Below are 12649 nucleotides of genomic sequence, written 5' to 3'. Positions count from 1 at the left end.
TGACTGTATTCCATCTGGAGAAATACAGTCGAATGTGGGAGCGGGCTTGCTCGCGAAGAGGCCGGACAATACAGCCCAAAATTCGGATCAGTTGAACTCGTCACCCACCGGATACCGGCTAGCATTCAAGCTCTCTTTGATCTTGCGCAAATGCGGCTGGAAATCCACTCCGCGACGCAATGTCATCCCCGTCGCCAGTACATCCAGCACGGTCAACTGAATGATCCGCGAAGTCATCGGCATATAGATGTCGGTGTCTTCCGGCAGCGGAATATTCAGGCTCAGCGTACTGGCCTTGGCCAGCGGCGAATTCTCTGCCGTCAGGCCCAGCACCGAAGCGCCGTTCTCGCGGGCGATGCGCGCCACTTCCACCAGTTCGCGGGTGCGGCCCGTGTAGGAAATGATCACGAACAGCTCGCCGGTGTGCGCCACCGAAGCAATCATCCGTTGCATCAGCACATCGGCGTGGGCGGTGACCGCGAGGTTGAAACGGAAGAACTTGTGCTGCGCATCCAAAGCCACCGGAGCCGAAGCACCCAAGCCGAAGAAGTGGATTTGCCGGGCCTGGATCAACAGGTCGACGGCGCGGCTGATCAGGTTCGGGTCCAGCGCCTGGCAAGCGCTGTCCAAGGATGCGATCGCACTGCCGAAAATCTTCTGCGTGTAAGCCTCGGGATTGTCGTCAGCTTCCACTGCGCGGCTGACATACGCCGCGCCGCTGGCCAGGCTCTGGGCCAGTTGCAGCTTGAGTTCGGGGTAGCCGCTGACGCCGAATGAACGGCAGAAACGGTTGACCGTCGGTTCACTGACCGACGCCGCCTGGGCGAGGGCGGCGATGCTGAAGCGGGTGGCCTGCTGTGGGTTGAGCAGGATCACTTCGGCGACTTTGCGTTCGGCCTTGTTCAGCTCTTCAAGGCGACTCTGGATCTGTTCCAGTAAATTTCGCACGCGGTCCATAAGAATTCCTAGATTCACCGGCGCCGATAAGCGCGCGGCTATGCAAATTGGGCCTTTGATGTGGCCCGTGACGGTGGCCTATCCTACTGATGGCTCCGATCGACCACCACTCGGAATCTGTATTTTGCGAAAATGTTGTGGTTATTACTACATTTTCCCTTGAGTGATGCCTTGAAAAAAGGTATTTGTAGCTTAACTTGATAAAAGAACAAACATCATGCCTTCGATTACGGTTGAACCGTGCACCTTCGCCTTGTTCGGCGCCTTGGGCGATCTGGCCCTGCGCAAGCTGTTTCCTGCCCTTTATCACCTTGATGGCGCCGGCCTGCTGCACGAGGACACGCGCATTATCGCACTGGCCCGTGAGGCGGGCACCGAGCAGCAGCACCTGGCGTTCATCGCCGCCGAGCTGCGTCGTTACGTGGGCAAGGAACTGGACGAGGCCGTGGCCGAGCGCTTTCTGGCGCGTCTGACCTACCTGCACGTCGACTTCCTCAAGGCTGAAGATTATGTGGCGCTGGCCGAACTGGCCGGCAGCACGCAACGCATGATTGCCTACTTCGCCACCCCGGCGGCGGTGTACGGCGCGATCTGCGAGAACCTGGCGAACGTCGGTCTGGCGGAAAACACCCGCGTGGTGCTGGAAAAGCCGATCGGCTCGGATCTCGAATCCTCGCGCAAGGTCAACGACGCCGTGGCGCAGTTCTTCCCGGAGAACCGCACCTACCGCATCGACCACTACCTGGGCAAAGAAACCGTTCAGAACCTGATCGCCCTGCGTTTCGCCAACAGCCTGTTCGAAACCCAGTGGAACCAGAACTACATCTCCCACGTGGAAATCACCGTGGCCGAGAAAGTCGGTATCGAAGGCCGCTGGGGTTACTTCGACAAGGCCGGTCAGCTGCGGGACATGATCCAGAACCACCTGCTGCAACTGCTCTGCCTGATCGCCATGGACCCGCCGGCCGACCTGTCTGCTGACAGCATCCGCGACGAGAAGGTCAAGGTGCTCAAGGCCCTGGCGCCGATCAGCCCGGAAGGCCTGACCACGCAAGTGGTGCGCGGCCAGTACATCGCCGGGCACAGCGAAGGCAAGTCCGTGCCAGGCTACCTCGAAGAGCCGAATTCCAACGCCCAGAGCGACACCGAAACCTTCGTTGCCCTGCGTGCCGACATCCGCAACTGGCGCTGGGCCGGCGTGCCGTTCTACCTGCGTACCGGCAAGCGCATGCCGCAGAAACTGTCGCAGATCGTCATCCACTTCAAGGAACCGTCTCACTACATCTTCGCCCCCGAGCAGCGCCTGCAGATCAGCAACAAACTGATCATCCGCCTGCAACCGGACGAAGGCATTTCCTTGCGCGTGATGACCAAGGAGCAAGGCCTGGACAAGGGCATGCAACTGCGCAGCGGCCCGCTGCAACTGAATTTTTCCGACACCTGGCGCAGCGCTCGGATCCCCGATGCCTACGAGCGGTTGTTGCTGGAAGTGATGAACGGCAATCAGAACCTGTTTGTCCGTAAAGATGAAATCGAAGCCGCGTGGAAATGGTGTGACCAGCTGATCGCCGGGTGGAAAAAATCCGGTGACGCGCCCAAGCCGTATGCGGCCGGGTCGTGGGGGCCGATGAGCTCCATTGCATTGATCACGCGGGACGGGAGGTCGTGGTATGGCGATATCTGATGTGAAACTGCCCGAGGGCGTGAATGCCCGCGAATTCAAGAGCCCGGTGCTGCTCGCCGAAGGCCTGGCGCTGAATGTCGCCAAGCAATTGAGCGAAGCGCTGGCGGCACGTGGCAATGCGGTGCTGGTGGTGTCCGGCGGTCGTAGCCCGGTGGCGTTTTTCCAGCACCTGGCCAAGCAGGAACTGGACTGGTCGAAGGTCGTCGTGACCCTGGCCGACGAGCGCTGGGTACCGGTCGAACACGCCGACAGCAACGCCGGTCTGCTCAAGCAATATCTGCTCAAGGGCCCGGCGGCCAAGGCGCAGTTCCTCAGCCTTTACAGCGCGGCGGCCAACGTCGAGCAGGCTGCGGAGCAGGCCGATCGTTTGCTCGCCGAGTTGCCGCCCATCGACGTGCTGGTGCTGGGCATGGGCGATGACGGTCACACCGCGTCGCTGTTCCCGGACAGCCCGAACCTGGCCGAAGCCCTGCAAGCCGACGGCACCCGTCGCTGCTGGCCGATGCTCGCGCCAAGCGTGCCGCGTCAGCGCCTGACCATGAGCCGCGCACTGCTGGCCTCGGCCCGGCACAAGATTCTGTCGATTTCCGGTCAGTCGAAACTGACCACCCTGAATGCCGCACTGGCATCCAACGACGTCGCCGCCATGCCGGTTCGCGCGTTTCTGCAACCTACGTTAGAGATTTACTGGTGCCCATGAGCCAAGGAACAGCCGCTATGAAAACCCCATCCCCGACCGTTTCCATGGCGGACAAAGTTGCCCTGATCGACAGCCTCTGCGCCAAGGCGCGGATCCTGCCGGTGATCACCATCGCCCGCGAACAGGACGTGCTGCCGCTGGCCGACGCCCTGGCCGCCGGTGGTCTGACCGCGCTGGAAGTGACCCTGCGTTCGCAGTTCGGCCTCAAGGCGATCCAGATCCTGCGCGAACAGCGCCCGGAACTGGTGACCGGTGCCGGCACCGTACTCGACCGCAACATGCTGGCCGCGGCCGAAGCCGCCGGTTCGCAATTCATCGTCACTCCGGGCATCACCCGCGACCTGCTGGAAGCCAGCGTCGAAAGCCCGATCCCGCTGCTGCCGGGTATCAGCAATGCCTCCGGCATCATGGAGGGCTATGGCCTGGGTTATCGCCGCTTCAAGCTGTTCCCGGCTGAAGTCAGCGGTGGCGTGGCGGCAATCAAGGCCCTTGGCGGCCCGTTCGGCGAAGTGAAATTCTGCCCGACTGGCGGCGTGGGTCCTGCCAACATCAAGAGCTACATGGCGCTGAAAAACGTCATGTGCGTGGGCGGTAGCTGGATGCTCGATCCTGAGTGGATCAAGAACGGCGACTGGGCCCGCATTCAGGAATGCACCGCCGAGGCGTTGGCGCTGCTGGACTGATCTTCAACCTTACACTTCGTTGTGTGTTCTACGGCTTTACGGTGCGCTTGGTCGGTGCACCGTTTTTTTTTTGTCCGAAAAATTTCGTTATCTTGAGATACATAGTTACCGCACCTGGCTGCGCGCGTGGCGTTAACCTGCGTTCATCTTATGGAAGAGAGAACGCGTCATGGATAACCAGCCTTCAGCTCCATCGGTTTATCAACTGGCCCCCGAGCAAGTCGCCGGGCCTTATTTTCGCAATCCCAAACTGCTGCGGCGCAATATCAGCGAAGGTGCCGAAGGCCTGCCGCTGCTGCTGCGCCTGACCATCGTCGATGCCATGACCGCCGAGCCGGTCAGCGGTGCGCTGGTGGATATCTGGCACTGCAACGCACGTGGCGCGTATTCCGGCTGGAGCCGGATCAATCCGGACGTGGAAGTCGACGTCGAGGACATCGGCTCGATCCCGCGAACCGACGACGACACCTACCTGCGCGGCGGCCAGTTCAGCGACCACAAGGGCAGGGTGCGCTTCACCACGATCTACCCGGGTTTCTATGCCGGGCGTGCTCTGCATGTTCACGTGGCGGTGCGCATCGTCGCCGGCAACGAGTACCTGGAGGAGCGCAATGTGGCCTGGGTCGGGCAGCTGTATTTTCCGGAGGTTGTTTCTCGCGGCGTGCTCAATGCCAAGGCCTATCGCGGGCGCAGTTCGCTGCCGGTGTGCAACGCCGACGATGCCTACTACGCCAACATGGGCGGCGAAGAGTCGACCCTGACGGTGTGGCCGATCGGCCGCGATTCACACGAGGACGGTTACTTCGGCCACCTCACGATCGGCATCGACACCTTTGCGGTGTCGTCGCAGATCAAGCCCGAGGACTTCGACAAGTACACGGTTTAACGCAGTTCGTTCAGCGCCAGAATCAGCTGCTGAATCTCCGTCGCCGTGGTGGTCAGCGACGGCGTGATACGGATGCACGGCCCACAAGCCGCGCCGTTGCGCACCACGGTGAACAGGTTGTAGTCGTTGAGCAGGCGTTCGACCATCGCCTGCTGGTCGGCATGACGGGTAAAGCGCAGGGAGGTGATGCCGCAATACAGGCGCGGATCGTCCGGGGTCGTGACTTCGATGCCCGGCAGATTGCGCACGGCGCTCACCCACAGGTTGCGCAGATAATTCACCCGCGCGCCTTTGGCGGCAGCGCCACCCAGTGAGCGGTGTTCCTCTAACACCAACGGCAGGGTCATCAACGCCGGAATGTTCGGCGTGCTGTAAGGCGTGCGCGAACGGATGTCGCCAGCCGAAAAATGCATCTCGCCCATGTCCGGATCGATGTCGGCCAGGCGCTGTGGAGCGATGTAGATAAAGCCGAGGGTCAGCGGCGAGCCGATCCACTTGTGCAGGTTGTACCCGGCGAAGGCGATGCCGAGCGCTTCCAGGTCGAACTCGATCTGGCCAAGGGCATGGGCGCCATCAAGGATGATATCGACGCCGTGTTCCTTGGCCAGCGCGGCAATGGCCTGCACCGGCATCACCAGACCTGTGCGATGGGTGACGTGGGTCAGGGCCATCAGCTTGAGCTTCGGATAGCGGATGAAGGCTTCGCGGTAAGTGGCCAGCAGGCTGTCGAAGGTGGCGGGGTGGGCGTGCTCGATCTCGATCACCTCGACGCCGCGATGCTTTGCCAGCCAGCGCATGGCGCCCTTGACCGTGTCGTACTCCAGATCGCAGATCAGCACCTGATCGCCCGGCTGCAAGCGGTTGTAGTTGCGGATCAGCGATTGCAGGCCGGCAGTGGCGTTATGAGTGAAGGCCACGCTTTGTGCGCGGACGCCGATCAGCTCGGTCAGTTGCGCGCGGATGTCGAGGCTGTCGTGCTGTTCGAAACGCTGGCGCACGTAAATCGAGTTGCTGTTGTTGATCAGCTCGATGTTGCGCTGGTACTCCTCGACCACGGTGCGCGACATGCGACCGAAGTAACCGTTCTCCAGATTCACGGGGCCGGGGTGGCGGTCGTAACGGTCGGCGAAGGTTTGCCAGAAGGCTTCGTCTCGGGCGCGGCGGGTGTTATCGGGCATGGTCGACTCGACTCGGATCAGGGTGACGCCTCAGTGGCGCGGGGCAGGTTTGCCATGTTTGGCGCGCAACGGTTCGAGCAGTTCCGACAGGCCGTTGTGATCGATTTCCTGCATCAGGGCCAACAGGCCGCCCAGTTCGCCATGGGGAAATCCTTCCCGGGCAAACCAGTTCAGGTAGGGGCCCGGCAGGTCGGCAATGATCCGGCCCTTGTACTTGCCGAAGGGCATTTCGCGGGTGATCAGTAGTTCGAGCTTTTCAGGGTTCATCGTTGGAATCGTCTGGCTTTGAAAACACTTCGGAAAATACAGGCATTCTGCATGCAGGCCAAATGACAGATCATGCAAATAACAGGCATACAGTTTTTCGTTTTATTTGTAAGTTATTGAAAATTAAAAATTAAATTCTTTAAGGGAAGCTGGCACGACCACTGCAACACTCCTTGCATCTTTCACCCACGCAAGGAATTGAAAAATGACTGACATGAATAAAGAAGCCATCTCCGTCCTCAACGACCTGATCGAAACCAGCAAGGACGGTCAGGAAGGGTTCAAGACCTGCGCTGAAGACATCAAGCATCCAGAGCTGAAAACCCTGTTCGTGAAACGCTCCGCCGATTGCGCAACCGCTGCGGCCGAGCTGCAAGCTGCCGTGCGTTCGATGGGTGGCGATCCGGAAACCTCGACCAGTGTCAGCGGTGATCTGCACCGTCGCTGGGTCGACGTCAAAGCGATGTTCACCGGCAAGGACGAAGAAGCGGTGCTCAACGAAGCCGAGCGCGGTGAAGATCACGCCCTGAAGGCTTATCGTGAAGCGATCGAGAAGATCAACAAGCACAACCTGGTCGGCATCCGTGATCTGGTCGAGCGCCAGTACCACGGCGTGCAACGCAATCACGATCAGGTGAAAGCGCTGCGTAACCAGGCTCGCGCACGCTCGTAAGCGTTCGAAGCCCACAAAAAAACGCCAGCTGGTCTGGCGTTTTTTTGTGTCCGGATTTAACCGAGGACGATCAGCCGATGCTGATGGCCGGCAACGTCGGCAGGGTAACGGTCTGTTGCTTACGTGGAGCGAGGATTTCGGCCTCGCCGTCCACCACCAGCTCATCGCGCTGATTGAATACGCGAGTGGCAATACGCACGCGGAATTTCGGCAGTTTCTCGAGGATTTCCAGGCGCACGGTCAAGGTGTCGCCGATCTTCACCGGCTTCTGGAAGCTCATCTGCTGGCCGATATAAATGGTGCCCGGCCCAGGCAGCTCGCAAGCCACTGCGGCACTGATCAGCGCACCGCTGAACATGCCGTGGGCGATGCGTTCCTTGAACATGCTGGCGGCGGCGAACTCGGCGTCCAGGTGCACCGGGTTGTGGTCACCGGACATCGCGGCGAACAGCTGAATGTCGCGTTCTTCGACGGTCTTGCTGTAGCTCGCGGTCTGGCCCACTTCGAGGGCTTCGTAAGGGATGTTGGTAACCTGGGTCATGGGTCTGAATTCCTGTGACGGATGAAATGAATCCACAAAAAATTATTCGCTGCGGTGCGGCCGGCGATGGCTCAGGGCCTGGTCGATCCAGACCAGCACATCGGCGGTCACTTCGTCGCGGTTGCTCTCGTTGAACAATTCGTGCCGCGCCTGCGGGTAGATCTTCAGTTGCAGGTTCTGGCTGCCGGCCGCGCGCAAGGCGTTGGCCAGATCAGTCAGACGCTTGCCTTCGCTCACCGGATCACATTCGCCGCCGATCACCAGCAGCGGCAGGCCCGGATCGATCTGGGCGAGATTGGACGCTTTGCTGATTTGCTGCAACCCGCCGAGCAGGTCGATCCACAGTTGATTGGTGCAGCGAAAGCCACACAGCGGGTCGGTGGCGTACTTGTCGACCTCGGCCGGGTCGCGACTCAGCCAGTCAAACGCGGTGCGCGCCGGTTTGAATTTATTGTTGAACGAGCCGAACGACAGCCACTCGATCAGTGCGCTGCGACCCTTGGCGCCCTGGCGCAGCTTTTCAAACCGGGCGATCTGCCGGGCCGCGCGATACAGCGCAACCGGCTGGAAATTCGAGCCACTGAGAATAGCGCCGTGCAGGCTGGCGCTGTGATGCAGTAAATAAGCCTGGGCAATGTAGCTGCCCATGCTGTGCCCGAGCAGCACGATCGGCACCTCCGGATGACGCTGGCCGAGGAACTGGTTGAGGCTCGCGATATCTCCAACCACCTTGCACCAGCCATCATCATCGGCGAAATGCCCGAGCGTCCCATGATCGGCAGTTTTGCCATGGCCGCGCTGATCAAGCGCGTACACACCGTAGCCTTCGGCGCAGAACGCCTCTGCCAGCCGTGCGTAGCGGGCGCTGTGTTCTGCCATGCCGTGGGCCAGCAGAATCACCGCCTTCAGCGGCGCGTTCGGCAGCCACAGGTTGACGAAGAGGCGGCTGCGGTCACTCGCGTCCAGCCAGAAGGTGTCGTGGATCATGGCGATTCCTTTTGCGGCCTGTTTTGCTGAAGCGTCTTGCAGAGGTTGCATTGTATAGCGCGTCCGATCAGCTCACGCCACGGCAGGAAGATTCACACGATCAATGACGACCTTGCCCATATTTGCCTGATTGACCATAGCTGCTAGTGTCCGTGAAGCCCCGCTTTTTGCTCTCGGCTTTTTCAGGGACAGAAAGAAATGACAGCGAAGCGGCCCCGGATCGGCTCAGGTAAAGAGGACAAGAACAATGCAACCTGATTTCTGGAATGACAAACGCCCGGCGGGCGTACCCCTGGACATCGACGCGGGTGAATTCAAGTCGGTGATCGAGGTGTTCGAGCGTTCCTGCAAGAAATTCGCTGATCGCCCGGCGTTCAGCAACATGGGCGTGACCCTGACCTACGCCGAGCTGGAGCGCCAGAGCGCCGCGTTCGCCGGTTATCTGCAAGCCCACACCGATCTGGTGCCGGGGGATCGCATCGCGGTGCAGATGCCCAATGTCCTGCATTATCCGATTGCCGTGTTCGGCGCCCTGCGTGCCGGGTTGATCGTGGTCAACACCAACCCGCTGTACACCGCGCGGGAGATGCGTCACCAGTTCAAGGACTCCGGCGCCCGGGCGCTGGTGTACCTGAACATGTTCGGCCAGAAGGTTCAGGAAGTGCTGCCGGACACCGACATCCAGTACCTGATCGAAGCGAAGATGGGCGATCTGATGCCCACCGCCAAAGGCTGGCTGGTCAACACCGTGGTCAGCAAAGTGAAGAAAATGGTGCCGGCGTATTCGCTGCCCCAGGCGATTTCCTTCAAGAGTGCGCTGCGCATGGGCCGGGGCCTGGGCATCAAGCCGTTGAAGGTCGGCCTGGACGACATCGCCGTCCTGCAATACACCGGCGGCACCACCGGCCTGGCCAAGGGCGCGATGCTGACCCACGGCAATCTGGTGGCGAACATGCAGCAGGTGCGCGCCTGTCTCGGTCAGTTCGGCAGCGACGGCCAGCCGTTGTTGCGCGAAGGGCAGGAGGTGATGATCGCGCCGCTGCCGCTGTACCACATCTATGCCTTCACCGCGAATTGCATGTGCATGATGGTGTCGGGCAACCACAACGTATTGATCACCAACCCGCGTGACATCGGCGGCTTCATCAAGGAGCTGAAGAACTGGAAGTTCTCGGCGCTGCTGGGGCTCAACACGCTGTTTGTCGCGTTGATGGATCATCCGGACTTCAAGACCCTGGATTTCTCCACGCTCAAGCTCACCAACTCCGGCGGCACCGCGCTGGTCAAGGCCACCGCCGAGCGTTGGGAGCAGATCACCGGTTGCCGGATTACCGAAGGTTACGGTCTGACCGAAACCTCGCCGGTGGCCTGCACCAACCCGTACGGCGAGCTGTCGCGGATCGGCACGGTCGGCCTGCCGGTGCCGGGCACCCGCTTGAAAGTCATCAATGACGACGGCGTCGAGCAACCTCTGGGCGAGCGCGGCGAGCTGTGCATCAAGGGCCCGCAGATCATGAAAGGCTACTGGCAGAAACCCGAGGCCACCGCCGAAGTGCTGGATGCCGAGGGCTGGTTCAAGTCCGGCGACATCGCGGTGATCGACCCGGACGGGTTCGTGCGCATCGTCGACCGCAAGAAGGACATGATCATCGTCTCGGGTTTCAACGTGTATCCGAACGAGATCGAAGACGTGGTGATGGCTCACCCGAAAGTCGCCAACTGCGCGGTGATCGGTGTGCCGGACGAGCGTTCCGGGGAAGCGGTGAAGCTGTTTGTGGTGGCGCGGGAAACCGGCGTGAGCTTGGAAGAGCTGAAGGCTTACTGCAAAGAGAATTTCACGGCGTACAAGGTGCCGAAACACATCGTGCTGCGTGAGTCGTTGCCGATGACGCCTGTCGGGAAAATCCTGCGCAGAGAGTTGCGCGATATCGCCTAAAAGGAACTGCGCTTCGCACAATCGCGAGCAGGCTCGCTCCCACAGGGTCATCGATGATTCTGTGGGAGCGAGCCTGCTCGCGATTTTTTGTTTACAGACCCTGAAAACCGGGACTTTCAAGGTGTTATAGGATTTTTGCTCTAAAATGACTGCCAGTAGTTCTTGAGTCATGAAAATGACTGTAGGGGCCGCTTTTGGCTCTAGTCGACCCTTGGCAAAGCTGCTACTCTCGGCGCGCTTTGTGACTTCTCGGCCTTGTAAAAAGCCAGACTCACCAATAAACAAACACCAATAATAATCGCATCAAATGCGGTGCTGAATTCGCGTTGCTGAGGAGTGGGCTTCCATGATCGAAGACTTTTGGAAGGATAAGTACCCCGCTGGAATTGCTGCCGACATCAATCCAGACGAGTACCCGAATATTCAGGCAGTGTTGAAGCAATCCTGCCAACGCTTCGCCGACAAACCGGCGTTCAGCAACCTGGGCAAGACCATCACTTACGGTGAACTGTACGAATTGTCCGGTGCGTTTGCCGCTTATCTGCAACAGCATACCGATTTGCAGCCCGGTGATCGAATCGCCGTGCAACTGCCCAACGTGTTGCAGTACCCGGTCGCCGTCTTCGGTGCCATTCGCGCCGGGCTGATCGTGGTCAACACCAACCCGCTGTACACCGCGCGGGAAATGGAACACCAATTCAACGACTCCGGTGCCAAGGCGCTGGTGTGCCTGGCGAACATGGCGCACCTGGCCGAAGCCGTGGTGCCGAAAACCGGCGTCAAACACGTCATCGTCACCGAAGTCGCCGACCTGCTGCCGCCGATCAAGCGCCTGCTGATCAACAGCGTCATCAAGTACGTGAAAAAAATGGTTCCGGCCTATCACCTGCCAAAAGCCGTCAAGTTCAACGACGTGCTGAGCAAGGGCCAGGGTCAGCCGGTCGCCGAAGCCAACCCGGACAGCGGCGATGTTGCGGTGCTGCAATACACCGGCGGCACCACCGGCGTAGCCAAGGGCGCGATGCTCACCCATCGCAACCTCGTTGCCAACATGCTGCAGTGCAAGGCGCTGATGGGTTCCAACCTCAATGAAGGTTGCGAGATCCTGATCACCCCGCTGCCGCTGTACCACATCTATGCGTTCACCTTTCATTGCATGGCGATGATGCTGATCGGCAACCACAACATCCTGATCAGCAACCCGCGCGACCTGCCGGCGATGGTCAAGGAACTGTCGAAGTGGAAGTTCAGCGGCTTCGTCGGCCTCAACACGCTGTTCGTGGCCCTGTGCAACAACGAAGGTTTCCGCAAGCTGGATTTCTCGGCGCTGAAAGTCACCCTGTCCGGCGGCATGGCCCTGCAACTGGCAGCAGCCGAGCGCTGGAAAGCGGTCACCGGTTGCCCGATCTGCGAAGGTTACGGCATGACCGAAACCAGTCCGGTGGCCACGGTCAACCCGATCCAGAACATCCAGATCGGCACCATCGGCATTCCGGTACCGTCGACCCTGTGCAAAGTCATCGACGACGCCGGTGTCGAGCAGCCGCTGGGCGAAATCGGCGAGCTGTGCGTCAAGGGCCCGCAAGTGATGAAGGGCTACTGGCAGCGTCAGGAAGCCACCGATGAAATGCTCGACAGCGAAGGCTGGCTGAAGACCGGTGACATCGCGCTGATCCAGCCGGACGGCTACATGCGCATCGTCGATCGCAAGAAAGACATGATCCTGGTCTCCGGTTTCAACGTCTACCCGAACGAACTGGAAGACGTGCTGGCGGCCCTGCCGGGCGTGTTGCAGTGCGCGGCCATCGGCATTCCGGACGAGAAATCCGGCGAGGCGATCAAGATCTTCATCGTCGCCAAACCGGGCGTCACCCTGACCAAGGAACAGGTGATGGAGCACATGCGCGCCAACGTCACCGGCTACAAGGTGCCGCGTTCGGTGGAGTTCCGCGATGCGCTGCCGACCACCAACGTCGGCAAGATCCTGCGCCGCGAACTGCGCGACGAAGAGCTGAAGAAGATCAAGGCGAAGAGCGCCGCATAAAACAAAAAGCCCCGCAGATGCGGGGCTTTTTGTTGGTTTACCGCTTGATCGTTCCCACGCTCTGCGTGGTAACGCATCCCGGGACGCTCTGCGTCCCTGCCGTGCTGGACGCG

At 60.3% G+C, this 12649-nt stretch carries 12 protein-coding genes; 7 read left to right on the top strand and 5 right to left on the bottom strand.

The window, feature by feature from the left end:
• Positions 1 to 87 precede the first annotated feature (87 nt).
• Positions 88 to 948 carry a MurR/RpiR family transcriptional regulator gene (locus tag CAF90_RS12195; RefSeq protein ID WP_169842436.1) on the bottom strand — a complete coding sequence of 287 codons (861 nt, stop codon included), beginning with the start codon at positions 946 to 948 and terminating at the stop codon, positions 88 to 90.
• 226 nt (positions 949 to 1174) lie between these two features.
• Here CAF90_RS12195 and zwf point away from each other — a divergent pair, with 226 nt between their 5' ends.
• From zwf to CAF90_RS12175, 4 genes are all read left to right on the top strand, one after another.
• The gene (zwf, locus tag CAF90_RS12190) at positions 1175 to 2641 is read left to right on the top strand and encodes a glucose-6-phosphate dehydrogenase (protein ID WP_011335604.1); all 1467 of its coding nucleotides are present in this window, start codon (positions 1175 to 1177) and stop codon (positions 2639 to 2641) included.
• Complete coding sequence (gene pgl / locus CAF90_RS12185; RefSeq protein ID WP_085606568.1) at positions 2628 to 3341, top strand: 6-phosphogluconolactonase; 714 nt, start codon at positions 2628 to 2630, stop codon at positions 3339 to 3341. The genes zwf and pgl overlap by 14 nt, the downstream gene beginning before the upstream one ends.
• 17 nt (positions 3342 to 3358) lie before the next feature.
• Positions 3359 to 4024 carry a bifunctional 4-hydroxy-2-oxoglutarate aldolase/2-dehydro-3-deoxy-phosphogluconate aldolase gene (locus CAF90_RS12180; RefSeq protein ID WP_064383724.1) on the top strand — a complete coding sequence of 222 codons (666 nt, stop codon included), beginning with the start codon at positions 3359 to 3361 and terminating at the stop codon, positions 4022 to 4024.
• A gap of 169 nt (positions 4025 to 4193) precedes the next feature.
• The gene (locus CAF90_RS12175) at positions 4194 to 4910 is read left to right on the top strand and encodes an intradiol ring-cleavage dioxygenase (RefSeq protein WP_085606566.1); all 717 of its coding nucleotides are present in this window, start codon (positions 4194 to 4196) and stop codon (positions 4908 to 4910) included.
• Here CAF90_RS12175 and CAF90_RS12170 read toward each other — a convergent pair.
• Positions 4907 to 6088: an aminotransferase class V-fold PLP-dependent enzyme gene (locus CAF90_RS12170; RefSeq protein ID WP_085606563.1), complete on the bottom strand. Its 1182-nt coding sequence runs from the start codon at positions 6086 to 6088 to the stop codon at positions 4907 to 4909. The genes CAF90_RS12175 and CAF90_RS12170 overlap by 4 nt on opposite strands.
• A 30-nt stretch (positions 6089 to 6118) precedes the next feature.
• Positions 6119 to 6355, bottom strand: a complete 237-nt coding sequence (locus CAF90_RS12165) for a DUF3820 family protein (RefSeq protein ID WP_003213031.1) — start codon at positions 6353 to 6355, stop codon at positions 6119 to 6121.
• A 205-nt stretch (positions 6356 to 6560) separates the two neighbouring features.
• Here CAF90_RS12165 and CAF90_RS12160 point away from each other — a divergent pair, with 205 nt between their 5' ends.
• Complete coding sequence (locus CAF90_RS12160; protein WP_007951153.1) at positions 6561 to 7028, top strand: PA2169 family four-helix-bundle protein; 468 nt, start codon at positions 6561 to 6563, stop codon at positions 7026 to 7028.
• A gap of 70 nt (positions 7029 to 7098) precedes the next feature.
• Here CAF90_RS12160 and CAF90_RS12155 read toward each other — a convergent pair whose 3' ends face one another.
• Positions 7099 to 7569, bottom strand: a complete 471-nt coding sequence (locus CAF90_RS12155; RefSeq protein WP_003227420.1) for a MaoC family dehydratase — start codon at positions 7567 to 7569, stop codon at positions 7099 to 7101.
• A 42-nt stretch (positions 7570 to 7611) separates the two neighbouring features.
• Positions 7612 to 8556: an alpha/beta hydrolase gene (locus CAF90_RS12150; protein WP_085606561.1), complete on the bottom strand. Its 945-nt coding sequence runs from the start codon at positions 8554 to 8556 to the stop codon at positions 7612 to 7614.
• 247 nt (positions 8557 to 8803) lie between these two features.
• Here CAF90_RS12150 and fadD2 point away from each other — a divergent pair, with 247 nt between their 5' ends.
• Positions 8804 to 10492: a long-chain-fatty-acid--CoA ligase FadD2 gene (fadD2, locus tag CAF90_RS12145; protein WP_007951151.1), complete on the top strand. Its 1689-nt coding sequence runs from the start codon at positions 8804 to 8806 to the stop codon at positions 10490 to 10492.
• A 346-nt stretch (positions 10493 to 10838) separates the two neighbouring features.
• On the top strand, positions 10839 to 12536 hold the full coding sequence (fadD1, locus tag CAF90_RS12140) for a long-chain-fatty-acid--CoA ligase FadD1 (protein ID WP_085606558.1): 1698 nt from the start codon (positions 10839 to 10841) through the stop codon (positions 12534 to 12536).
• The last annotated feature ends 113 nt before the right edge of the window (positions 12537 to 12649 follow it).

It is taken from the genome of Pseudomonas sp. B37(2017), from assembly GCF_002112885.1.
Lineage (GTDB): Bacteria > Pseudomonadota > Gammaproteobacteria > Pseudomonadales > Pseudomonadaceae > Aquipseudomonas > Aquipseudomonas paraglycinae.
Note: the sequence above shows the minus strand (reverse complement) of the source record. Positions and strands in the feature narration are given on the sequence as shown.

Bases quoted from the DNA above. Each gene is read 5' to 3' on its own strand.
- zwf (WP_011335604.1), top strand. From the start codon at position 1,175: ATGCCTTCGATTACGGTTGAACCGTGCACCTTCGCCTTGTTCGGCGCC.
- pgl (WP_085606568.1), top strand. From the start codon at position 2,628: ATGGCGATATCTGATGTGAAACTGCCCGAGGGCGTGAATGCCCGCGAA.
- CAF90_RS12180 (WP_064383724.1), top strand. From the start codon at position 3,359: ATGAAAACCCCATCCCCGACCGTTTCCATGGCGGACAAAGTTGCCCTG.
- CAF90_RS12175 (WP_085606566.1), top strand. From the start codon at position 4,194: ATGGATAACCAGCCTTCAGCTCCATCGGTTTATCAACTGGCCCCCGAG.
- CAF90_RS12170 (WP_085606563.1), bottom strand. From the start codon at position 6,088: ATGCCCGATAACACCCGCCGCGCCCGAGACGAAGCCTTCTGGCAAACC.
- CAF90_RS12165 (WP_003213031.1), bottom strand. From the start codon at position 6,355: ATGAACCCTGAAAAGCTCGAACTACTGATCACCCGCGAAATGCCCTTC.
- CAF90_RS12160 (WP_007951153.1), top strand. From the start codon at position 6,561: ATGACTGACATGAATAAAGAAGCCATCTCCGTCCTCAACGACCTGATC.
- CAF90_RS12155 (WP_003227420.1), bottom strand. From the start codon at position 7,569: ATGACCCAGGTTACCAACATCCCTTACGAAGCCCTCGAAGTGGGCCAG.
- CAF90_RS12150 (WP_085606561.1), bottom strand. From the start codon at position 8,556: ATGATCCACGACACCTTCTGGCTGGACGCGAGTGACCGCAGCCGCCTC.
- fadD2 (WP_007951151.1), top strand. From the start codon at position 8,804: ATGCAACCTGATTTCTGGAATGACAAACGCCCGGCGGGCGTACCCCTG.
- fadD1 (WP_085606558.1), top strand. From the start codon at position 10,839: ATGATCGAAGACTTTTGGAAGGATAAGTACCCCGCTGGAATTGCTGCC.